Origin of the sequence: Marinobacter sp. SS5-14b, from assembly GCF_030541005.1 — a bacterium.
GTDB lineage: Bacteria > Pseudomonadota > Gammaproteobacteria > Pseudomonadales > Oleiphilaceae > Marinobacter.
Genome location: NZ_JASSVM010000002.1, coordinates 617,879 through 639,832, shown reverse-complemented (window position 1 = coordinate 639,832; position 21,954 = coordinate 617,879). Strand labels below are relative to the sequence as shown.

Annotated in this window: 18 protein-coding genes and 2 pseudogenes; 4 read left to right on the top strand and 16 right to left on the bottom strand. The window is 57.7% G+C overall.

Features of this window, described 5'->3' with window-relative positions; genetic code table 11:
• Positions 1-66: 66 nt before the first annotated feature.
• The 3 genes from gshA to QPL95_RS06880 all read right to left on the bottom strand — a co-directional run bounded on the left by gshA (position 67) and on the right by QPL95_RS06880 (position 5,801).
• A complete protein-coding gene (gene gshA / locus QPL95_RS06890) occupies positions 67-1,623 on the bottom strand; it encodes a glutamate--cysteine ligase (protein WP_303290253.1) in 1,557 nt (518 codons plus the stop codon).
• Positions 1,624-1,689: 66 nt separating this feature from the next.
• Complete coding sequence (locus tag QPL95_RS06885; protein WP_303290252.1) at positions 1,690-4,017, bottom strand: Tex family protein; 2,328 nt, start codon at positions 4,015-4,017, stop codon at positions 1,690-1,692.
• A 50-nt stretch (positions 4,018-4,067) separates the two neighbouring features.
• A complete protein-coding gene (locus QPL95_RS06880; protein ID WP_303290251.1) occupies positions 4,068-5,801 on the bottom strand; it encodes a bifunctional diguanylate cyclase/phosphodiesterase in 1,734 nt (577 codons plus the stop codon).
• Positions 5,802-5,943: 142 nt separating this feature from the next.
• On the opposite strand from QPL95_RS06880, the gene rep reads away from it, so the two are divergent.
• Positions 5,944-7,962, top strand: a complete 2,019-nt coding sequence (gene rep, locus QPL95_RS06875; RefSeq protein WP_303290250.1) for a DNA helicase Rep — start codon at positions 5,944-5,946, stop codon at positions 7,960-7,962.
• Between the two features lie 51 nt (positions 7,963-8,013).
• Here rep and QPL95_RS06870 read toward each other — a convergent pair whose 3' ends face one another.
• Positions 8,014-8,430: a cytochrome c5 family protein gene (locus QPL95_RS06870; protein ID WP_303290249.1), complete on the bottom strand. Its 417-nt coding sequence runs from the start codon at positions 8,428-8,430 to the stop codon at positions 8,014-8,016.
• 206 nt (positions 8,431-8,636) lie between these two features.
• Between QPL95_RS06870 and QPL95_RS06865 the strand changes: the two genes are divergently transcribed.
• On the top strand, positions 8,637-8,975 hold the full coding sequence (locus QPL95_RS06865) for a hypothetical protein (RefSeq protein ID WP_303290248.1): 339 nt from the start codon (positions 8,637-8,639) through the stop codon (positions 8,973-8,975).
• Between the two features lie 77 nt (positions 8,976-9,052).
• Positions 9,053-10,093, top strand: a complete 1,041-nt coding sequence (locus tag QPL95_RS06860) for a phospholipase A (RefSeq protein ID WP_303290393.1) — start codon at positions 9,053-9,055, stop codon at positions 10,091-10,093.
• Between the two features lie 184 nt (positions 10,094-10,277).
• Here the strand turns inward: QPL95_RS06860 and QPL95_RS06855 are convergent, their stop codons facing one another.
• From QPL95_RS06855 to QPL95_RS06800, 12 genes and pseudogenes are all read right to left on the bottom strand, one after another.
• Positions 10,278-11,636: a phosphomannomutase gene (locus tag QPL95_RS06855; RefSeq protein ID WP_303290247.1), complete on the bottom strand. Its 1,359-nt coding sequence runs from the start codon at positions 11,634-11,636 to the stop codon at positions 10,278-10,280.
• Between the two features lie 9 nt (positions 11,637-11,645).
• Entirely contained in the window at positions 11,646-12,122 is a 477-nt protein-coding gene (gene bfr, locus QPL95_RS06850) for a bacterioferritin (protein WP_303290246.1), read from the bottom strand.
• 112 nt (positions 12,123-12,234) lie between these two features.
• Positions 12,235-12,441 carry a bacterioferritin-associated ferredoxin gene (locus QPL95_RS06845; protein ID WP_303290245.1) on the bottom strand — a complete coding sequence of 69 codons (207 nt, stop codon included), beginning with the start codon at positions 12,439-12,441 and terminating at the stop codon, positions 12,235-12,237.
• A 98-nt stretch (positions 12,442-12,539) separates the two neighbouring features.
• Positions 12,540-13,628 (bottom strand): annotated as a pseudogene (pepQ, locus tag QPL95_RS06840) (Xaa-Pro dipeptidase); the annotation flags it as partial.
• A gap of 22 nt (positions 13,629-13,650) precedes the next feature.
• Positions 13,651-14,310: pseudogene (locus QPL95_RS06835) on the bottom strand (LysR family transcriptional regulator); the annotation flags it as partial.
• Between the two features lie 73 nt (positions 14,311-14,383).
• Complete coding sequence (locus QPL95_RS06830; protein ID WP_303290244.1) at positions 14,384-15,394, bottom strand: ABC transporter ATP-binding protein; 1,011 nt, start codon at positions 15,392-15,394, stop codon at positions 14,384-14,386.
• The gene (locus QPL95_RS06825; protein WP_303290243.1) at positions 15,391-16,389 is read right to left on the bottom strand and encodes an ABC transporter ATP-binding protein; all 999 of its coding nucleotides are present in this window, start codon (positions 16,387-16,389) and stop codon (positions 15,391-15,393) included. Before QPL95_RS06825 ends, QPL95_RS06830 begins: the two co-directional genes overlap by 4 nt.
• A 4-nt stretch (positions 16,390-16,393) precedes the next feature.
• On the bottom strand, positions 16,394-17,326 hold the full coding sequence (locus QPL95_RS06820; protein WP_303290242.1) for an ABC transporter permease: 933 nt from the start codon (positions 17,324-17,326) through the stop codon (positions 16,394-16,396).
• On the bottom strand, positions 17,323-18,372 hold the full coding sequence (locus tag QPL95_RS06815; protein ID WP_303290241.1) for an ABC transporter permease: 1,050 nt from the start codon (positions 18,370-18,372) through the stop codon (positions 17,323-17,325). Before QPL95_RS06815 ends, QPL95_RS06820 begins: the two co-directional genes overlap by 4 nt.
• Before the next feature lie 77 nt (positions 18,373-18,449).
• The gene (locus QPL95_RS06810; protein WP_303290240.1) at positions 18,450-20,012 is read right to left on the bottom strand and encodes an ABC transporter substrate-binding protein; all 1,563 of its coding nucleotides are present in this window, start codon (positions 20,010-20,012) and stop codon (positions 18,450-18,452) included.
• 142 nt (positions 20,013-20,154) lie between these two features.
• Positions 20,155-20,889 (bottom strand): LrgB family protein, encoded by a 735-nt coding sequence (locus QPL95_RS06805; protein ID WP_303290239.1) that lies wholly within the window; start codon positions 20,887-20,889, stop codon positions 20,155-20,157.
• Positions 20,882-21,247, bottom strand: coding sequence for a CidA/LrgA family protein (locus QPL95_RS06800; RefSeq protein WP_303290238.1), 366 nt, complete (start codon positions 21,245-21,247; stop codon positions 20,882-20,884). Before QPL95_RS06800 ends, QPL95_RS06805 begins: the two co-directional genes overlap by 8 nt.
• A 70-nt stretch (positions 21,248-21,317) precedes the next feature.
• Here QPL95_RS06800 and QPL95_RS06795 point away from each other — a divergent pair, with 70 nt between their 5' ends.
• Positions 21,318-21,863, top strand: a complete 546-nt coding sequence (locus QPL95_RS06795) for a YaeQ family protein (RefSeq protein WP_303290237.1) — start codon at positions 21,318-21,320, stop codon at positions 21,861-21,863.
• Positions 21,864-21,954 lie beyond the last annotated feature (91 nt).

Below are 21,954 nucleotides of genomic sequence, written 5' to 3'. Positions count from 1 at the left end.
GAGACGGCAAACTGTAATATGCGTTCTGTGCGGCACGTCCCTTTCGGACTGTGATGCCAAGAGGCCTCAGGACTTCAGGTAGTCCGCCAGAAACTCGGCAAAAGGCTGACTATCACTGGCTTCCATGGCTGCTTGCTCCGCCAGGGAGTCTCGAGTCATGGCTTCGAACTCAGCCTGTTGCTCCCCGGACATTGCTTCAGATCGCAGGGTTTCCTGGTGCGCTTTTGACAGCTCAAACACCCAGTCTCTGTGGCCCAGGCCGGAAGCACTCATGGCCTCGAGCACCCTCGCAGACGGCACCGACCAGTCCTGGCCCTGCAACTTGTTGCGCTGAGCCGACAGGGCAGACCGATAGGTCTCACTTCCGCCCCAGCCATCCAGCAATTCTGCCAGCGGCTGCAGGCGTTCCAGCAGCTCATGGGCAGCAGAACCCACTGGCACCCGCTGACCGCCCTGACACAGCGACAGTTCCTGCCAGCGACCTTTTGCGACCACATCTTTGTAATTGTCGTCGAGGCGCTCACACTCCGCATCGCCAATTCTGGGCGACTCTGTCAACAGGCAATCCAGCAGGAACAGGTCGAGGAAGTCGATCTGTTCACGATTGATCCCAATCGGCGAGAAGGGGTCAAGGTCCAGACACCGCACCTCGATGTATTCCACACCCCGTGCATCCAGGGCCTGTATCGGCTTTTCACCACGCTCAGTGGTGCGCTTCGGCCGAACCGCACTGTAATACTCGTTTTCGATCTGCAGAACGCTGGTGTTGATCTGAATAAACTCATCGCCCCGGCGAGTGCCTATCGCTTCATAGGCTGGCCAATTGGTATGAATGGCGCGGTCCAGGGTTCGGGTATAGGTTTCAAGCTCATTAAAGCAGATGTTCAGCGAGGCCTGCGCATTGTTGTGGTAACCCAAGTCTCCCATCCTGAGGGAAGTCGCGTGCTGACCTTGCCAGGTGCGGTCATCAAACCGTTCAAGATCGTGTTTCACGCCCGCGACAAAGCTGGCATCCAGCGCAGGAGAAGCGCCGAACAACAGCATCAACAGCCAGCTACGACGGCGAAAGTTCCGGATCAGCCAGAAGTACTGGTCGGATTTGAAATCTTTCAGCGTCGCTGTGTCACCGGTTACTTGCTGCCACTTCTGCCAGAAGCTGTCTGGCAGCGACAGGTTGTAGTGCGCACCCGCAATGCTCTGCATCACACGGCCATAACGCACCGATAGACCCTGCCGGTATACATGCTTTAGCTGGCCAATGTTGGAGCTACCGTATTCAGCAATGGGGATACTGTCATTACCATTAATTTCACAGGGCATGCTGGCGGCCCAGAACACTTCATCTTTCAAGTGCTGTTGCACAAACCGGTGGGTATCCCGCAAGGAGGCCAGCATGTCGGTGGTATTGCTGAACACCGGTGTAATCAGCTCCAGCAATGATTCCGAGTAGTCGGTTGTGATCCGTGGATGGGTCAGCGCCGAACCCAGCGCCTGGGGATGCGGCGTGTGGGCAATGAACCCGCGGGCATCCGCTCTCAGGCCTTCTTTTTCAACACCCTTGAGAAAACCGCCCCAATCAGAGGCAGCAAACTGGTGGAACAGGGAGTGGCGGGATACTGCCATGGTGAACTCCTGTTGGAGCGGTGCCCCCTTGTGGGGAGCAAACCGCTGCTGAATCAATATGTGGTGTTACCGGCCGCCTTTGCGGGCAGACGCCATGGCCTGAGCCAGGGCTCCGGCCATGGCGCCTTGCGGATTCTGGCCACCCTGAGGCTTGTTGCCGGAGGAACGCCCGCTGTTGCGATCGTTGCCTCTTGCCGGTTTGGCTGAGGTTTCGGCGCCCGGCTGGTCATCCATACGCATGGAAAGGGCAATCCGCTTACGGGGAATGTCCACTTCCATCACTTTAACCTTAACAATATCACCCGCCTTGACCACCTCGCGCGGATCTTTGACGAAAGTATGGGACAGAGCCGAAATGTGGACCAGGCCATCCTGATGCACGCCAATGTCCACAAAAGCGCCAAAGTTGGTGACGTTAGTGACAGACCCTTCCAGCACCATACCCGGTTTGAGGTCATTCAGGGTTTCCACTCCTTCCTCAAAACTGGCAAAACGGAATTCCGGTCGCGGATCCCGGCCCGGTTTTTCGAGTTCCGAGATAATGTCTTTCACCGTGGGCAAGCCAAACTGTTCGGTCACATAGTCCTGCGGGTTGAGGCTGCGCAGGAAGGCGGCGTCACCCATGACGCTCTCGACTTTGCGGTTGTTGCGTTTGGCGATGGCCTCGGCAACACCGTAAGCTTCCGGGTGAACCGAGGATCGGTCCAGCGGGTTCTCACCGCCAGCGATGCGCAGAAAGCCCGCCGCCTGTTCAAAGGTGCGCTCACCAAGCCGGGACACTTTCATCAACTGTTTGCGACTGGTGAACACCCCGTTCTGGCTCCGGAAATCAACAATGTTCTGGGCAATGCTCTGGCTCAGGCCAGACACCCGGGCCAGCAAAGGCACAGAAGCGGTGTTCAGGTCGACCCCTACACCGTTGACGCAGTCTTCCACCACCGCATCCAGACTGCGGGACAGCTGAACCTGTGAAACATCGTGCTGGTACTGGCCTACCCCGATGGACTTCGGCTCGATTTTAACCAGCTCGGCCAGCGGGTCCTGCAACCGCCGGGCAATGGAAACCGCACCGCGAATGGTCACGTCCAGATCCGGCAGTTCCCGGGAGGCAAACTCCGAGGCGGAATAGATCGAGGCTCCCGATTCGTTCACCACAATGCGGGCCAGTTTCAACTCCGGGTAACGCTTACTGAGATCGCCCACCAGCTTTTCGGTTTCCCGGGACGCAGTCCCGTTACCGATAGCGACCAGTTCGATGTTGTATTTACGGCACCAGACCGCCATCTGCTCAATCGCGCGATCCCACTGGTTCTGAGGGGCATGGGGGAAAATGGCACCGTGGTCCAGCACCTGTCCGGTCCCATCGATGACTGCCACCTTCACGCCGGTACGCAAGCCCGGGTCCAGGCCCAGAGTGGGTCTTGGGCCGGCCGGGGCCAGCAGCAACAGATCCTTGAGATTGGCCGCAAACACATTGATAGCCTCAGCTTCAGCTGCTTCACGCACCTGGGCCATCAGATCGGTTTCAATCTGGGTGGAAAGCTTGACCCGCCAGGTCCAGCGCACCACCTCACCCAACCATTTGTCCGCCGCGCGCCCGTTATCACGAATCCCCCAATGCGCGGCAATACGTTGCTCCGCAGGGTGCGGCTGACGGCGATCATCTTCTGCGTCGCCCATGGCAATGGAGAACGTCAGAATGCCCTCGTTGCGGCCCCGAAGAATGGCCAGGGCCCGGTGTGAAGGCACTTTTTTCAAGGGCTCTACATGGTCAAAGTAGTCCCGGAATTTGGCACCTTCGGCCTCCTTACCCTCGACCACGGTCACTTTCAGCTGACCCTCCTGCCAGACGAAGTTCCTCAGCGCGCCCAGCAGCTCTGCATCTTCCGCAAAGCGTTCCATCAGGATATAACGAGCGCCGTCGAGAGCCGCTTTGGCATCATCAACACCGGCCTCAGCATTGAGATAGCCTGCAGCGGTGGTTTCGGGGTTCAGCGTGGGATCTTCATACAAGGCATCGGCCAGAGGCTCCAGGCCCGCTTCCCGGGCAATCTGTGCCTTGGTGCGGCGTTTGGGCTTGTAAGGCAGGTACAGATCTTCCAGGCGGTTCTTGGTGTCCGCAGCCTGGATGGTTGCTCGCAGCTCGTCGCTCAGCTTGCCTTGCTCTTCAATGCTGTTGAGGATGGTGGTCCGGCGGTCTTCCAACTCTCGCAGGTAGCGCAGCCGCTCCTCCAGGGCTCGCAGCTGAATGTCATCCAGCGAGCCGGTGACCTCTTTTCGGTAGCGGGCAATAAACGGAACGGTGGCGCCTTCATCGAGCAGAGCAACCGTCGCATTAACCTGTTGCTCACGTACGCCAAGTTCGTCGGCAATGCGCCGGGAGATACTGTTCATGCAACCTCTGTGATATCGCTTGCGAAATTAATGCGCAAAGGTACAGCGGCTTACTTCTGCAGGCAAGCAGACTGATTCTGGCGGGTCAGGAATTGCACCAGGTCATTCCAGGGCATGGGGCGGGCAAAATAGTAGCCCTGAATCTCGTCGCAGTGGTACTGGCGCAGAAAATCGAGCTGGCCTTTGGTCTCTACGCCCTCCGCAACCACACTCATCTGCAGGCTGTGGGCCAGGCTGATGATCGCCCGGATAATGTGCTCAGCATCGGCGGAATTACCCAGCTCCTGAACAAACGACTTGTCGATTTTCACCAACGAAATGGGTAGGTGTTGCAGGTTGCTCAGGGACGAGAATCCGGTGCCGAAGTCGTCCAGTGCGAAGCTAATACCCAGCTGATTAAGCTCCCGCAGGCAGCGTTGGGCATAGTCCGGATCGTGCATCATGGCGCTTTCCGTCAACTCCAGCTCCAGCAGACTGGTATCAACATTGGCGTTGAAGATAATCCGGAAGATGGTCTCCGTCATTTTACGGTCGTGGAACTGACGGAAAGACAGGTTCACCGCAAACACCAGGCCAGGAAAACCCAGCTCGGCACTTTCCTGCAGACGCTTACAGGCTTGCTCGATAACCCAGTATCCGATCGGCACAATGAGCCCGCTGCGTTCGGCCACCGGAATAAATTCCTCAGGCCCGACAATGCCCCGCTCCGGATGGTTCCAGCGCAACAGGCATTCAACCCCCCGCGCCTCCTCAGTGGCCAGATCAATCCTTGGCTGATAGTAGAGCTCCAGTTCCTTGCGGCGAATGGCGTTGCGAAGATCTGCCTCCAGGCGGAGCTGATAACCGGCTGAGATGTGCAGCTGGCGGTCGTAGAAGCGATAGCTGGTGCCTGGGTCCCGCTTGGCTTCAAACATCGCGCGGTTGGCTCTGCGCAGCAATTCTTCCGGGCTGTCGCCGGCCTCCGGATAAGTCGCCACACCCAGGCTGGCACTGACCACCAGGCTTTGGCCGTCGACCGTTAACGGTTCATCAAGCGCTTCCACCACTTTCCGGATGATCTGACTGATATCCAGCGAGTCTTCGACCTTTTCAACGATGATCGCCAGCTCATCGCCACCGATGCGCATCAGCGAATCCACCCGGCGGAGCTTGTGCCGCAGCCGCTCTGCCAGCCGGAACATCAGCTGGTCGCTTTTTTGGTAGCCGAAGGTTTCGTTGATGTTCCGGAAATCATCCAGGTTCAGGTGCAACAGCGCCAGCCTGTGGCCGGCCCGCTCTGCTCGCAGCAACGCCTGTTGCAGGCGATCGAAAAACAGATCCCGGTTGATGAAGCCCGTCGCAACCTCCCGGCCCAACTGACCATGAGCCGAAGCTGACAACTGCTCCCGGTACCACAGGCATTTTACCGCCCGGCAAAAGCTCCAACCGTCGATCGCTTGCCGGCACAGGTAGTCTGCGGCGCCGGCCGCAACGAGTTCCGGGCCCTTTTCTTCACACGGAGACGCACTCAAGGCCAAAACCGGTTTGTCTTCACTGGACACGGTCAGGTACTGGAGAAAGCCGGATTCCGAGCCGCCGTGGAATACACAGTCCCATACGATGACATCAAAACTGGCGTTGCGGATCAGATCGTCACAATCAATGAGGTCCGGACACCAGGTGGCGTCCGGATCAATCTCAGGATCGCGCGACAACATGGCCCGATACCACAGAAAATCTACGTATTCCGGTGTCAGAACAAGAAGCCGCAAGCGGTCGTTCCTGGTGTCGGGAGACAAGGTCATCGAGCAGGGTCCATGTGTCGGTCAGCGTCGCATCCGTCTTATCAAGCATAGCCTATAGAACGGCAAGGTACATCGAGTTTCGCTGGTGTAGAATAGACAAACGCTTACTTTCTCCGCAGGGTTCCTTTTTGGCTTCGATATTGTGAACAAGCTCAACCCCAGACAACGCGAAGCGGTGCGCTATGCCGACGGCCCCCTGTTGGTCCTGGCGGGCGCAGGCAGCGGTAAAACCAGCGTGATCACTCGCAAGATCGCCCACCTGATCGAAGAACTGGGCATCCCCGGCCGGCACATTGCGGCGCTGACCTTTACCAACAAAGCCGCCCGGGAAATGAAGGAACGGGTCAGCCGGATTGTCGACCGCGGCAAATCCCGGGGCCTGATCGTTTCCACCTTCCACAACCTGGGCCTCAACATCATTCGGGAAGAACATCCCCACCTGGGCTATCACCCGGGCTTTTCCATTTTTGACGCAGAAGATGCCAAAGCCCTGCTGCAGGATCTGATGATGCGTGAAGCAAGCGCCGATGCCGGCGATGAGCTGAACGATGTCCAGATGACCATCTCATCCTGGAAAAACGCCCTGCGCAGCCCCTCTGAGGCGTATAGCAAAGCCGCAGACGAGCGGGAGCAACGCATTGCCATCGTCTACAAGCATTACAACGAGTACCTGAAAGCTTACAACGCAGTCGACTTTGATGACCTGATTTTACTGCCGGTACAACTGTTTCGGGACTGCCCGGACATCCTGACCAAATGGCGCAAGAAAATCCGCTACCTGCTGGTGGATGAGTACCAGGACACAAACGTGTGTCAGTACGAACTGGTCAAACAGCTGGTGGCTGAGCGAGCGGCCTTTACCGTGGTCGGCGACGACGACCAATCCATCTACGCCTGGCGCGGCGCTCGCCCGGAAAACCTGGCTCAGTTGAAAGAAGACTTCCCCAGCCTCAAGATTGTGAAGCTGGAACAGAACTACCGATCCACCGGTCGCATTCTACGCAGCGCCAACACGGTCATTGCCAACAACCCCCACGTGTTCGAGAAGGCCCTGTGGAGTGACCATACGATTGGAGAGGAAATCCGCATCATTCGTTGTCGCAACGAAGACGCCGAAACCGAGCGGGTGGCCACCGAAATTCTCGACCAGAAACTGAAGAACGGTCTGGAGTTCCGGGATTTTGCGGTGCTGTACCGGGGCAATCACCAGGCCCGGTTACTGGAAATGAAGCTGCAGGCGTACCAGATTCCCTACCGGATATCCGGTGGCCAGTCGTTCTTCTCCAAGAGCGAGATCAAGGACGCGATGTCTTATCTGCGGTTGCTGATCAACCCCGACGACAACGCTGCCTTCCTGCGGGTGGTGAACGTACCCCGCCGGGAAATTGGCCCACGCACGCTGGAGCAGCTGAGCCATTACGCCCGCTCACGCAATGTCAGCCTGTTCAAGGCACTGGGCGATATGGGTGCAGAAACCCACGTGACGGAAAAGGGGCTGGACCGGCTGCGCCGTTTTGCCCACTGGGTGGATAAAACCTGCGAGCGACTGTATACCGAAGACCCCGTTCCGGTCATCAAACAGTTGTTCACGGACATTGAGTACGACGAGTATCTGCACCAGCATTCCGGCAGCCCGAAGCAGGCGGAGCGGCGGATGGAAAACATCTGGTACCTGGTGGAGTCGATCCAGCGAATGCTGGATGACGGTAAGGGCACCGCAGACGAACTGGGCATCGAAGACACCATCGCCAAGCTGATCCTGCGAGACATGATGGAGCAGCGGGAAGAGGAGGACGACAGCGACAAGGTTCAGTTACTGACCCTGCACGCCTCCAAGGGCCTGGAATTCCCCCATGTGTTCATCATGGGACTGGAAGAAGAGATCCTTCCGCACCGGAGCAGCATTGAGGAAGGCAACATCGAAGAGGAGCGGCGGCTGATGTATGTTGGCATCACCCGGGCCAGGGAAACCCTGTCACTGACCTATGCAGCGTCTCGCAAACAGTACGGCGAGAAAATCGAAACCATTCCGAGCCGGTTTCTGGATGAGCTGCCCGAAGAAGATGTGAAATGGGAAGGCATGGGAGACCAGGACAAAGAAGCTAATCAGAAGAAGGGCAAAGCCACCCTCAGCGCCCTGCTCGGAGACCTGGGGCTCTGAAACAACAAAGCCCCGCGCAAGGCGGGGCTTTGTCAGGCAAACCCGACCGATTTACTGGCTGGCTTCAACCATGTGCTCAACCGCCGCGGTGATTTCCTCATCGGAGCAGCTACCACAGCCGCCTTTCGGAGGCATGGCGTTGAAACCGTTGATGGCGTGGCTGATCAAGGTGTCCATGCCCTGCTCAATGCGCGGCGCCCAGGCACCGGCGTTGCCAATCATCGGAGCGCCGGCAGCACCCGTGGTGTGACAAGCCATACAGGCGGAATCGTACACTTCACTGCCGGACCGGGCACCGGAGCTGGCCGACGCAGCCGGAGCCGCTGCCGCTTCACCACACTCTTCACCCTGCAGGCACACTTCGCCTATCGGCTGAATACGCGCACGAATCTCATCTTCAACACTTGCCAGTGCAGTTCCGGCAGCCAGGCTAAAGCCGAGCAAACCAACAGCCAGGACTCTCTTCATCTTCACAATGCACCTCGCATTTGAGCGTTATAATATTTCGGTCGCAGCATTATAGCGATTGAACCCCGGCAAAAAAACCAAACAGCAGAATCAGAATTTGATTTCAACCAGTTTAGTGACAGTTTCGTAGGTTGTCGCTCAACCGACTTCGTTTCCGGTTACCATGGGCGCCACTGTAACACTCTTCCAGACATCTGAGCCTGAACATGACCAATATACCTGCAGAACTGCCAGATAAAAGACGCAAACCACTGCTGATTACCGAGTTTACCTGCCTGGCCATTCTTTTGGTTTCCATGGGCTGGTTCAGCAGCCAGTCTACCGCTGAAAACCCCATCAACCCGGCATGGTTGTTGATTCCCGCCGTCGCCAGCCTGGGGGTGTTCCTCAGTTTTATCGGCCTGATGTATCTGCGCTGGGTCGCTACCGCCAGCGATGATCGCCGGACGAGACACCGGATTATTTTTGCGCTGTTGACCCTCACCCTTATTGGAGTCTGGGTATACGGCATTGGAAACACCTGGTCCAGCCTGACCGCGAGCTAGAGGGAACTGCCATGAAGTTTCGCCCCAATTGCGTCCTCGCCTTATGCCTGGCCAGCGTGACGCTAAGTTCAGCCGCAATGGCCCAGAGCAGCGAAGACCCCAGCGGTGTTGACTGCGCCCTGATACGGAAAGGCGTACAGAGACTGGCCTGTTACGACGCCCGACATGACCCAAAGGCTGCACGGGCGAGAGCCAACGAGCAATCATTAAAGCAAGCAGAGAAGAGTGCTGAAACGCTGGTCGCTGACAAAGAAACCCGACAAAAACTGGTTGGCAATGCCCTTGAAGACGATCCGGATACCGGCGTTATGGCGTCTTTGGTGAGCAACTATCTGTCTGCCGAGCGTTCAATTTTTTCGTTCGCAGGCAGTTTTGTTACTCACCAGCCCAACTATATCCTGCCGTTGACCTGGGTGAAGGACCCCAACCCCTTTCCGACCAGCCCGCGGCTAGGAGCCATTGGCTACGACTATGGTCTGGAGCGGGAGGAGGCGAAATATCAGATCAGCTTCAAGGTGCCGCTGCTGACCGGTATTTTTGATGATAAGACTACCTTCTGGTTTGGCTATACCCAGAAGTCGTTCTGGCAGGTGTACAACCAGGATGAGTCGGCTCCGTTCCGGGAGACCAATTATGAACCGGAGCTGTTTTTCCGCCAGCAATTGGATTGGGAGCTGGGGCCAGGAACCTTGAGTGCGGTGTCGGTTGGCTTCAATCATCAATCCAATGGCCAGGCGGACCCCCGTTCGAGAAGCTGGAACCGGATCATGGGTTCGGTGGGCTACAGTTATGATCGTTGGCTGTTTGTGGTGAAGCCCTGGTTGCGACTGCCGGAGAGTGGCGGGGATGATGACAATGCGGATATCGAGCGGTATCTGGGGCATGCCAGTTATCATGCGGTGTATAAGCTGACGGAGGACCGTACGTTTTCTCTGAAGCTGTTGAATAATCTTCGGTCGGATAACCGGACGTCGGTGGAGTTCGGGTACAGTTTTCCGATGGGGGATACGTTGAAGGGCTTTTTCCAGTATTACAACGGGTATGGGGAGAGCCTGATTGACTATAACCACCGGATTGAGCGGTTTGGTGTCGGGATTATGCTGAACGACTGGCTTTGATTCCTGAATCTCATCAACCGAGCCTCTGATCATCAGACCCTGGCGTAAGGCCAAGTGGGGCGGAGGGCCTCCGTAAACACGCTCCTTCGGCCCATCCCTGGGGCGCTTGGGCTCCGCCATCCATGGCTCCGCACAGTTTCCGGAGGCCCTCCGCCCCACTTGCCCCCAGGCACTGACCGGGTTTTCAGTCTTGGGCGTCCAGGCGCTGCATTTCTGCCAGCAACTCCTCAGTCTTTTCTTCCATCAAGGGTATGTCACCCCGGGATTCCACATTCAGGCGAACCACCGGCTCGGTATTCGACATGCGCAGGTTAAAGCGCCAGTTGTCGAATTCCACGCTCAGGCCATCAACAAAGCTCACGCTTTTGGCGCCAACGGTGTATTTGGCTTCAATGGCGGCGATGACTTTGGGGGGATCACTGATGGTGCGGTTTATTTCGCCGCTGGCCGGGTAGGCTTCGATTCTGGCGTCGATGAGGGACGACAGGGTTTGGCCAGACTGGCACAGGCGTTCGGCGATCAGCAGCCAGGGGATCATGCCGCTGTCGCAGTAGGCGAAATCGCGGAAGTAGTGGTGGGCGCTCATTTCGCCGCCGTAGACCGCGTCTTCGTCGCGCATTCTTTGTTTGATGAAGGCGTGGCCGGTTTTGCTTTCGATGGCTTCGCCGCCAGCGGCCTTTACCAGATCCAGGGTGTTCCAGGTCAGGCGGGGATCGTGGATGACTTTGCCTCCGCCGGTTTTTCTCAGGAACTGGTCCGCCAGCAGGCCGACGATGTAGTAGCCTTCGATGAAGCGGCCGTTTTCGTCGAAGAAGAAACAGCGGTCGTAGTCGCCATCCCAGGCGATGCCCATGGCGGCGCCGTGTTCGATGACAGCGTCGGCTGTGGCTGTGCGGTTTTCCGGCAGGATTGGGTTAGGCACGCCGTTGGGGAAGTGGCCGTCGGCTTCGTGGTGCACTTTGATGAACTTGAATGGCAAATGTTGTTCGAGTTCGTCGATCACCAGGCCAGCGCCGCCGTTGCCGGCGTTGCAGACGATGGTCATTGGCCTGAGTGTCGCTGCATCGACGTAACCCAGCAGGTGGTCGATGTAGGCCGCCATCACTTCCAGGGTTTCGTATTTGCCCTGCTCCGGGGCATTGGCAAAGGGTTCGAGTACCCGGTCGCGGATGTCGTTCAGGCCGTTGTCGGAGCTGATCGGGCGCGAGCCGGGGCCAACCATTTTCATGCCGTTGTGGTTTTTGGGGTTGTGGCTGGCGGTCACCATGATACCGCCATCCATGTCGTAATGGCTGGTGGCGAAGTAAACCTGCTCGGTGCCACACAGGCCGATATCGTAAACATCTGCGCCAGCAGCCATCAGGCCGGAGCTCAGGGCTTCGGTAATTTCCGGGCTGGACAGGCGGATGTCGTAGCCTACGATGACCTTTTTGGCCCCGGTGACGGCCACATAGGCCCGGCCGATTTTCTCAGCCAGGTTGGGGTTCAGCTGTTCCGGAACGCAGCCTCTGAGGTCGTAAGCTTTAAAACAGGACAGATCCATTGTCGAGATTTACTCCGCGGCTGAAGATTGCAGTTGGATGTAGTTCTGGATGCCCATCTGGGAAATCATTTCCAGCTGGGTTTCGAGCCAGTCGATGTGTTCTTCTTCGCTGTCGAGGATGGTTCGGAACAATTCACGGCTCGTGAAATCCTGCACTTCTTCACAGTAAAGGATGGCTTCTTTGAGGTCGGCGTGGGCGATTTCTTCCAGTTTGAGGTCGCACTGGAGCATTTCTTCCACGTTTTCGCCGATCATCAGTTTGTTCAGGTCCTGCAGGTTCGGCAGGCCTTCCAGGAACAGCACGCGCTCGATCAGAAGATCGGCGTGTTTCATTTCATCAATGGATTCTTCGTATTCTTTGGCGGCCAGCTTGGTGATGCCCCAGTCTTTATACATGCGGGAATGCAAAAAGTACTGATTGATGGCAGTCAGCTCGTTGGCGAGAACTTTGTTCAGAAACTGGATGACTTTTTTATCACCTTTCATAACCCGAATCCTTCTATCACTTGATCATTAGGCTACAAGGATAGTCGGTTTACCGATGATAAAAAATGTTTGATATGACGGGTGTCTCAGAGCGCGGGTCTAAGCCGGCCGCTCAAGCCGGCTGGGCCAGCATATTGGCCAGAGCAAGATAATCCGGTGAGCGGGACTCCCGGAGGATTTCTTTAGCGGTACAGGCACAGCGGCCACACTGCCGTCCCACGCCCAACTCTTTGCCCAGCTGGCGCATGGAGCTAATGCCGTTCTCAGCAGCTTCGCGAATTTTTCTGTCTGTCACCCCGTAGCACAGGCATACATACATAGTATCGTCTCACTAACAGCCTTAAAGTTAGTGATAATTATTGTTATTACCATGTAGGATTGCAAGTGTTTTAGATTCAACTTTTTGTAACGGTATCGTTACTGGCGCTTTTCCCGGGTCAGGTTGCGCATCCCTGTCTCGGTAACCAGCACATTATCTTCGATCCGGATGCCACCGCAGCCCCGCAATTCTTTCAGCAATGCGGTATTGAGGTATTGGCGGCGATGGCCCTTCAGCATGGGTTCCAGCAAAGATGGGATGAAATACAGGCCGGGCTCGATGGTCACCACCATACCGGGTTCCAGGGTTCGTGTTAGCCGCAGGAACGGCGCATCGTCCGGCGGGGGTGTGAGCTTACCCGCTACGTCGTGCACCTGAACTCCCAGGAAGTGCCCGATACCGTGGGGAAAGAACGCCCGGGTAATGCCCTGTTCCACGAGCGCCTCATCGTCCAGACCCACCACCAGACCTGAAGCGGATAACAGAACGGCGATACCCTGATGGGCCTTGCGGTGGATATCGATGTAGTCCACCCCGGGTGCGACCATGTCACAAAGGCGCAATTGCAGCCGTTCAAGCCCGTGAACCAGCGCCGCAAACCGGGACTCACCGGGGCCTGCCGTGGTGCGGGTTATATCGGAACAGTAGCCCCGATAACGAACCCCGGCATCAATCAACAGGCTGCGTGGGCGACCCGGAGGCTGGGTATCGTAATACTGGTAATGCAGGGTGCCGGCGTGTTCGTTCAGGCCAATGATGCTGTGATAGGGCGCGTCAGCCTCCCGCTGACGGGTGGCCTGTTGGTAGGCCAGACTGATGCCGAATTCACTTTCACCATTCACAAAGGCATCCTGCGCCGCCTGGTGCCCCAGCAGCGCCAGCTCGTTTGCGCGGGCCAGGCAGGCAATCTCGTAGGCGGTTTTGTGTACCCGGGTTTCATTCAGCGCCTTGACCAGCGGCTCCGGGTTGATGTCTCCGGGTAAGCCGGCGACCAGAACAGGGTCACCGATCACCGCCAGGCCCTGGTCGCTATCCAGTGTTGGTGCACCGGGACTTTGACTGTTGCGAAGGTCTACCCGCTTTCGCCAGGGCTCGTCCTGAAGCGGCTGATGGGCATGCCAGAAGTCCACCGGCTCATACAACCACAACACCGGTTTGTGCCCGGCCCGAATCAACAGCCAGCAGTGGCCGCATCGTGGCCCCGGCATTCTGGCGCGCCAGGTGGCCTTCAATCGCAGACTGCAGAAAGCCCCGGCTGTGGTACGCAATCAGCGGTACAGGCTGGGCCGGACTCCCAGGCAAGGCGAATCTCGGCTGACCACTGCCATCGCCGATGCTCACCGGCACCAGTGACTCATGGGCCAGCACCAGCCACTCGAATTTGTCGCTGGCCAGGCGGCTACCCCAGGGCAGGTAGGGATGCCAGTAACACAACACCAGCTCGCATTCGCCACTTTCCAGGGCGTCCAGAAACTGCTCGCCCACCCAGCTGGTGGCCTTCAGATTCAGCTGTAACCGTTCCGCGATGCCGGCGTCTTTTGCCCAGCTCTGATAGAAGTGCGAGAACAAGCCCTGAGTTGAGCCGACACTGATTCGAGCAGAGGTTTCCTCCTCCAGCTCTTTGATGCGATCCCGGGTTTCCCGAACCTCCCGGGTAACTTTCTCGCAAAGCCCGAGGAAAAGCTCCCCCGCCGGGGTTAGTGACAAAGGCAGGCTCTGCCGGTCAATCAGTGTGCTGCCCATGGCTTCTTCCAGCAGTTTGATGCGCCGGCTGAACGTAGGCTGGCTCACGTGCTGCATTTCAGCAGCACGTGAGAAATGGCGCGTTCGTGCCAGCGCCATGAAATCTTCAAGCCAACGTATTTCCATGAATGCCCCAGGGCGTTATGGCGGAACGGTTACAAGCATAATGACAGCATAATAGCCTATCCCGGCCCACCGCTTACAAGCGCCCCTCCTCTACGGCATGACAGGCAACCTGCGTACCGGCATCCGTGGTGATCAGCCTCGGCACGTCCTGCCGGCAGCGCTCGTTGGCATAGGGGCACCTACCGTGGAACACGCAGCCGGACGGCAGGTTCACCGGCGTCGGCACCTCCCCTTTCAGGCGAATGTGGTTGGGCCGGTCGTCCTCCAGTTTGGGAATCGCAGAGAGCAGGGCCTGGGTGTAAGGGTGCCGGGGCGTGGCAAACAAGGTTTTGGTGTCCGCCAGTTCACAGACCCGGCCCAGATACATGACCGCTACCCGTGTACCGAAATGCTCCACCACCGCCAGATCGTGGGTAATGAACAGGTAAGTCAGCCCGCGACTCTCCTGAGCATCCATCAACAGGTTCAACACCTGAGCCTGAATGGATACATCCAGAGCCGAGATGGGCTCATCGGCGACGATAAATTCAGGGTCTACCGCCAGTGCCCGGGCAATGGCGATGCGCTGGCGCTGGCCACCGGAGAACTCATGGCCGAAGCGGCTGCCCCAGTCCGGATCAATGCCTACCGAATGCATCACTTCGTGGATCTTGTCCCGCACCTGGACCTGGGACCAGTCCGGATGGTGGAAACGGATCGGCTCCTCCAGGGTCTGCTGGATGGTCATGCGCGGGTTCAGGGACGCATAGGGGTTCTGGAAGATCATCTGCATCTTGCGACGGTAGGGCAGAGAATCCTTGCGCTCCAGATTGTCGATGCGCTGGCCGTCGTAGTGAATCTCGCCGGCGCTGGGCGACAGCAAGCCCATAACGGTTCGGGCCACGGTCGACTTGCCACAGCCGGATTCGCCCACCACGCACAGGGCCTCGCCCTTCTGCACTTCCAGGTCCACGCCGTTGATGGCATGGACTGCCTCCTGTTTGCGGCGGAAACGCCCGCCCTCGAAGGTGATCTGCTCCAGCAGGCTGCCGGACAGGTCAAAGCGTTTCTCGAGACCGCGGATACTTACCAGAGGGGAGGTCATGATTCGGCCTCCTGCATGCGTTTCTCCTGTTCAATCAGGTTGGCAACTTCGTAACAGGCCACATTCACATTGCCCGAGCGCACATACTCCGGCATTGCCTGCTTGCACTGGTCGGTAGCGAACTTGCAACGGGGGTGGAACGGACAGCCCGTGGGCACGCTCTTCAGTGACGGCATGGAGCCGGGAATCTGGAACAGGCGCTCGCCGGGCTCGCCCATCTGGGGCAGTGCGTTGATCAGCCCTTGGGTATAGGGATGCTGGGCATCATTGATGATTTCCCGGGTCGGGCCCTGTTCGATAATCCGCCCGGAGTACATCACCAGCATGCGCTGGGTGACCTGGGAGACCACGCCGAGATCGTGGGTAATCAGCATCAGCGCCACGTTCTCCTGCTCGCACAGGTTCAGCAGCAGGTCCATGATCTCCGCCTGGATAGTCACGTCGAGGGCCGTCGTGGGCTCATCGGCAATGATGATTTCCGGGTCAAGCAGCAGGGCGATGGCAATGATCACCCGCTGGCGCATGCCGCCGGACAGCTCATGGGGGTACTGATCCAGCCGTTTCTCCGGCGACGGAATCTGAACTTTCTGCAGCCGGTCCAGAGCAATCGCCCGGGCTTCTTTTTTGCTGATCTTCCGGTGCGCCAGGATGGCCTCCACCATCTGGGTACCGATGGTGAGCACGGGGTTCAAGGTCATCATCGGGTCCTGGAAGATCATGGCGATGCGATTACCGCGAATTTTGCGCAGCTCACGTTCGCTCATGGCGGCCAGATCCCTGCCCTCGAACAGGATCTGCCCGCCGGCGATGTAGCCGGGCTGGGCAATCAGATTGAGAATGGAAAAGGCCGCCACCGATTTACCAGCGCCGGACTCCCCCACCAGCCCCAGCCGCTCGCCCTTGTCCAGGCTGAAGCTGATGCCGCGTAGTGCGGTCAGGTCGCCACCACGCACGGCGAAGCGCACATCCAGATTTTTAACTTCCAACAGTGCCATGGTGTTACCCCTTGTACAGCCGTGGGTTCATCACATCCCGCAACCAGTCACCCAACAGATTGATGACCAGTACGAGCACCACCAGCACCAGGCCCGGGATCAGCGTGATCCACCAGGAACCGCTCTGGATGTAATCAAAGCCGGATTTGATCAGCGAGCCCAGCGACGGTTGGGTTTCCGGCATGCCCAGGCCCAGGAACGACAGCGCCGCCTCGGAAATGATGGCGTTGGCAATCTGCACCGTCGCTATGACAAAGATCGGCGAGAGCGTATTGGGCAGAATGTGCCGGAACATGATCCGGCGGGTGCCGAAGCCCATGACTTTGGCCGCGTCCACATACTCCTTTTTCTTCTCCGCCAGCACCGAGGCACGAACGGTGCGGGCAATCTGGGGCCATTCGGCGACACCGATGATGAAGATCAGCATGTAGATGGCGATCTCGCCGAACATCAGGTTGCCGAAACTGGCCTTGAACACAGCACCCACAATAATGGCAACCATCAAGGTGGAAAACGACAACTGCACGTCTGCAATGCGCATCAGGATGGCATCCACCTTGCCGCCCAGGTAGCCGGCCAGCAGGCCGAACAGAATGCCAAGAAATGCCTGCAGAACCACTGCCCCAAAACCAATCATCAGCGATACGCGGGTGCCGTACAGAATGGTGGACAGCAAGTCCCGGCCCTGGGCATCGGTACCCAGAGGGAATGCCGGATCGGCACCGCTCATGCCCACCGGGGGCAGTTCGGAATTCATGATGTTGATCTGCGCCAGATCGTAGGGATCCGCAGGCGCCAGCAAAGGCGCAAAGATAGCTGCCATCACCATCATCAGCAGCACGGCAAAGCTGACAATAGCTACCTTGTCACGCTTGAAACTGTGCCAGAAGAAGGACTCGCGGAAGCGGTCCCAGCGGGAAACCGTTGCCGTTGTCATGCTTTCTTACCTGTCAGTTTGACGGTGGGATTCACCAGTCCGTAGATCAGATCCACCAGTGTGTTGGTCACCACAAAGATCAAGCCCACCACCATCAGGTAAGCCACAATCAGCGGAATGTCGCTGCGGGTAATGGCCTCCAGGAACATCAGCCCCACGCCCGGCCACTGGAACACGGTTTCTGTGAGAATGGTGTAAGCCACCATAATGCCGATCTGCACACCGCCCACGGTAATGACCGGCAGCATGGTGTTCTTGAGGGCGTGCAGGAAATTGATACGGCCGGCACTGAGGCCCTTGGCCCGGGCGTAGCGGACATAGTCACTCTGCAGCACTTCCATCATCTCGGCCCGGATCAGGCGGATAAACAGCGGCAGCATGATCGACGCCAGGGACACCGACGGTAGAACCAGATGCATAAGCCCGGTCCCGGTGAAGAAACCGGATTCCCAGGTTCCGAACAGGTGCGTCAGCTCATCGCCCCGGCCGTAAGAAGGCAGCCCGCCCTCGGTGCTGAAGAAATCGTTCAGCCACTGGCCCCAGCCGGTGTCCGACGGAAACCAGTTCACCGTCACACCAATGGAGAACAGCTGAATCAATACGATAGCCGTCAGGAACACGGGGATGGAAATACCCACGGTACTGACGCCCATAAAGAATTTGGATAACCATGCCTGGGGCCGGATAGCGGCATAAACACCGATCGGCACGGAGAGAAACACAATAATCAGACTGGCACCGATCACCAATTCCAGGGTCGCTGGCAGATGCTCTGCAATCACTTCCAGGGTCGGCTTGCTGTAGAAATAGGAGTTACCCAGATCGCCCTGCAGCGCATTGCCCGCAAACCGCAGGTACTGCACCACCATCGAGTCATTCAGGCCAAGCTCCTCACGAATGGCTTCCCGCTCCTCTTCGGAGACGGACATACCCACCATTTCCTGAAGCGGGTCCCCGAGGCCATCCTGAATGGCAAAGGCGATCACACTGATCACGAACATGACCAGAAACGCCTGGGAAATCCGCTGAACCAAAAACGCTAGCATGGGAGTTTTCCGGATAAAGCTTACAAACAAAAGGCCGGCACCGGATTACTCCAGCGCCGGCCTACCACAATCAGTAATTATTCAACCACCAGGTCACCCAGGTACGGGAAGTTCATAACATTGAGCACCGGCTCGATGTTCACGTTCTTCTTCGAGGCCCAGGCCAGATCCTGCCAGTGCAGCGGAATGAAAGCGGCGTCGTCATACAAACGCTGCTCCACTTCCTGCAGCATGGCGGCGCGCTTGTCCAGGTCGGTCTCGACGTTGGCTTTCTGCACCAGGGCATCGATCTCCGGATTGCAGTAATTACCCGCGTTGTACTGGCCAGAGCCGCTGCCGGCATCCGGGCAGAAGGTCAGGAACTCGTAGAAGTTGGCTGAATCCTCGGTGTCCGCGTGCCAGCCAATCAACATCATGTCAGCGGCGCGGTTGTCATACTCCGGCCAGTACTGAGCCTTCGGCAAGGTTTTCAGGTCGACCTTGATGTTGATGCGGGCCAGCATGGCCGCTGCGGCCTGAGCGATCTTGTCGTCGTTCACGTAGCGGTTGTTGGGGGACATCATGGTGATGGTAAAGCCATCCTCGTAACCGGCTTCTTTCATCAACTGCTGCGCTTTGGCTACATCAAAGCGAGGCTTGAGGTTTTCATTGTGGCCCTGGTAGCCAGCCGGAGACATCTGGGCGGCCGGGGTGGCAAACCCTTTCATGATCTTGGCCGCAATCCCTTCCTGGTTTATCGCGTAGGCGATGGCCTGGCGAACCTTCGGATTTTTGAACGCTTCCACACGCTCCTGATTCATGTGAAACAGGATGATGCGGGTGCCACTCATGGTCACCAGATTCGCGTCCTTGTCGTTTCGAATCCGCTCAAGATCGTTGGGCGGCACCGGGGCGATGAAGTCAACACCACCGGACAGCAGAGCAGATACCCGGGTATTGTTCTCTTTGATCGGGGTCAGCACGATCTTGCCAACGTTACCCGGAGACTGGGTATCCCAGTAACCGTCAAATCGCTCGAACTCCACCCGCACACCCTGCCTGCGCTCGGCAACGGTGAACGGGCCAGTCCCGGACAGATTCTCGGAAGCAAAGGAATTGCCGTGCTTGAGGATGGCGCCTTTATCCTTTCCATCTTCGGTCTTGCCGCTGTAGAACTCACTGTCCAGCGGGAAGATGTAGGTCGCGGTATTCAACAGCAAGGGGTAGGGCTCACTGGTGACCAGCTCAAAGGTGTAATCGTCGATGATGTTGATACCGCTGAACGGTTTGAAAATGGCCTTGAAGTCCTGGCTGTCTTTCAAACGCTCAAAGGTGAACTTCACATCAGCAGAGGTGAACTCGTTACCGGAATGGAACTTCACGCCTTTGCGCAGCTTGAACCGCATGGTGTTTTCATCAACCCGCTCCCAGCTTTCCGCCAGGCGCGGCTCAAACCCGAGATCCTTCGTCCAGCGAATCAGAGGATCAAACGTCATGTGGGACAACTGCAGGATGCCACCAGAAAGCTGCTCATGAATATCCAGAGTTACCGGATCTGAATCATAAGCCACCTTGAGTTCTTTCGTTGCCTCGGCGGACAGGGCCACCGGCGCAGCGGCCAGCGCCATCGAACCCACAAAAGCTGCCAGAAATTTTTTCATCGCGTTTTCCGTCACTGTTTTTAGGAATTTTCACGGAAAATCGGCACAGTTTGCACCGATTGCCTGAAAAACAAGCTAGACGCGACAAGACTCTTCGGCAATCGAAATTACAACATAGGGTTATTCGCCAGATGAATCACCATTATGGGGCAGGCAGCCAGAGCTGAAACGCAAACGGCAGCAACAGGGCCGTAAACACGCCGGTCAGCCCCATACCCAGGGACGCAAAGGCCCCCGCCGTTGGGCTGATCTCAAACGCCCGGGCCGTTCCGATGGCGTGACCATTCAACCCCAGGGCAAAACCGATAATCCGATCGTCCTGGATGTTCAGCCACCGGGCGGCCCAGTCCACAAACAACGACGCCAGCACCCCGGTAATCAGCAAGCCGCCCAGGGTCAGGGATACCGAGCCACCCAACTGCTCGGCAATCCCCATTGCTATAGGCGCAGTCACCGATTTCGGGGCCAGCGACGCCAGCACCAGGGGCGACGCCCCCATCATCCAGGCAATACCAAGCGCATATACGGCGGCAAGCGAGGCAGCCACCGGCAACGTGGCCAGAATGGGTTTCCACAGCGCACGAATATGGTGCATTTGCTGATACAGCGGCACTCCCAGAGCAACCGTTGTGGGCCCCAGCAGTGCCGTCAGCCAAGCCGCACCCTGGCTGTATTTTTCAAACCCCAGACCAGAGGCCGCAACCACCGCAGCAAGCAGCAGAGCCGCAATCAGCACCGGCGGCATCCATAACGGCCGGCCAAAACGGGCAAACAACCACTGCGCCACCATGAAGGCGCCAAGCGTCAGGGCAATAGACAGCATTGGGCCCGACGCCCAGGTCGACATAAGGTCCTCGAAAACCGGGGCATCAGCCATGATCGACCCCTTTCGCAGTTGAGCCGGCGACTTTCTTCATCAGTAACAGAGTGGTGAACACGCTAAGCAGCGTGCCGGCCACCAGCGCGACCGCAACGGTTCCCCAATGCCCGGCAAACTGGTCAAACACGAAAAACACGCCAACCACGCCCGGTGCAATCAGCAGCACCAGCACAGAAATCAACCCCCGACTGGCCTCGGCCAGCTCATCACTCACCCGGCCGCGCATTATCAGGGTAAACGTGACCATCACCATACCCAGCACACCGCCACTGACAGGCAGTCCGGCAAATAATCGGAGCGCCTCCCCCAGCAGAAAGAACACCACCAACACCAGAAAACCGCGCAACATCACCATACCGCTATGCACCGCCTCATCAAATTTGCTTTACACTAATGCCCTGCCCGACCAAAACACAGGACTCTCAATGGCACTGAAAGCCACCATTTTCAAAGCCACGCTCCATATTGCCGATATGGACAGGCACTACTACGCCGACCACCACCTGACCGTGGCGCGCCATCCGTCTGAGACGGACGAACGCATGATGATCAGGCTGCTGGCCTTCGCCCTGAATGCCAGTGATAACCTGGAGTTTACCAAAGGTCTGAGCAGCGATGACGAACCAGAACTCTGGCAGAAATCGCTGACCGACGACATCGAACTCTGGGTAGAACTGGGCCTGCCCGACGAAGACCGGGTTCGCAAAGCCTGCAACCGCTCGCAACAGGTGACCCTCTATACCTACGGTGGCCGCGCGGTGCCCGTGTGGTGGGAGAAGCACCATAACAAGCTGGCAAGATTTGGCAACCTGACCATCGTCGATCTTCCAGCCGAGACAGTCGCCGAGCTTGCAGCTCTGGCCGAGCGCTCCATGACGCTCCAGGTTTCCATCCAGGATGGCGAAGTAACGTTCAGTAATGAGAAGAGTCTGGTCAGCATCACACCGGAGCAGCGGCAGCCAAAAATCTGATCTCACGAGTTGCCCTCAGGGGCTGGACAGACACGCCCGGCGCACGTAAGATTGCGCACTCGAAATTGGCGAGCAATCAACCGTTTCGAAT

Bases quoted from the DNA above. Each gene is read 5' to 3' on its own strand.
- QPL95_RS06810 (WP_303290240.1), bottom strand. From the start codon at position 20,012: ATGAAAAAATTTCTGGCAGCTTTTGTGGGTTCGATGGCGCTGGCCGCT.
- QPL95_RS06865 (WP_303290248.1), top strand. From the start codon at position 8,637: ATGACCAATATACCTGCAGAACTGCCAGATAAAAGACGCAAACCACTG.
- QPL95_RS06795 (WP_303290237.1), top strand. From the start codon at position 21,318: ATGGCACTGAAAGCCACCATTTTCAAAGCCACGCTCCATATTGCCGAT.
- QPL95_RS06845 (WP_303290245.1), bottom strand. From the start codon at position 12,441: ATGTATGTATGCCTGTGCTACGGGGTGACAGACAGAAAAATTCGCGAA.
- QPL95_RS06870 (WP_303290249.1), bottom strand. From the start codon at position 8,430: ATGAAGAGAGTCCTGGCTGTTGGTTTGCTCGGCTTTAGCCTGGCTGCC.
- QPL95_RS06880 (WP_303290251.1), bottom strand. From the start codon at position 5,801: ATGACCTTGTCTCCCGACACCAGGAACGACCGCTTGCGGCTTCTTGTT.
- QPL95_RS06800 (WP_303290238.1), bottom strand. From the start codon at position 21,247: ATGGTGATGTTGCGCGGTTTTCTGGTGTTGGTGGTGTTCTTTCTGCTG.
- QPL95_RS06860 (WP_303290393.1), top strand. From the start codon at position 9,053: ATGGCCCAGAGCAGCGAAGACCCCAGCGGTGTTGACTGCGCCCTGATA.
- QPL95_RS06805 (WP_303290239.1), bottom strand. From the start codon at position 20,889: ATGGCTGATGCCCCGGTTTTCGAGGACCTTATGTCGACCTGGGCGTCG.
- QPL95_RS06885 (WP_303290252.1), bottom strand. From the start codon at position 4,017: ATGAACAGTATCTCCCGGCGCATTGCCGACGAACTTGGCGTACGTGAG.
- QPL95_RS06825 (WP_303290243.1), bottom strand. From the start codon at position 16,389: ATGGCACTGTTGGAAGTTAAAAATCTGGATGTGCGCTTCGCCGTGCGT.
- QPL95_RS06855 (WP_303290247.1), bottom strand. From the start codon at position 11,636: ATGGATCTGTCCTGTTTTAAAGCTTACGACCTCAGAGGCTGCGTTCCG.
- bfr (WP_303290246.1), bottom strand. From the start codon at position 12,122: ATGAAAGGTGATAAAAAAGTCATCCAGTTTCTGAACAAAGTTCTCGCC.
- QPL95_RS06820 (WP_303290242.1), bottom strand. From the start codon at position 17,326: ATGACAACGGCAACGGTTTCCCGCTGGGACCGCTTCCGCGAGTCCTTC.
- QPL95_RS06830 (WP_303290244.1), bottom strand. From the start codon at position 15,394: ATGACCTCCCCTCTGGTAAGTATCCGCGGTCTCGAGAAACGCTTTGAC.
- gshA (WP_303290253.1), bottom strand. From the start codon at position 1,623: ATGGCAGTATCCCGCCACTCCCTGTTCCACCAGTTTGCTGCCTCTGAT.
- QPL95_RS06815 (WP_303290241.1), bottom strand. From the start codon at position 18,372: ATGCTAGCGTTTTTGGTTCAGCGGATTTCCCAGGCGTTTCTGGTCATG.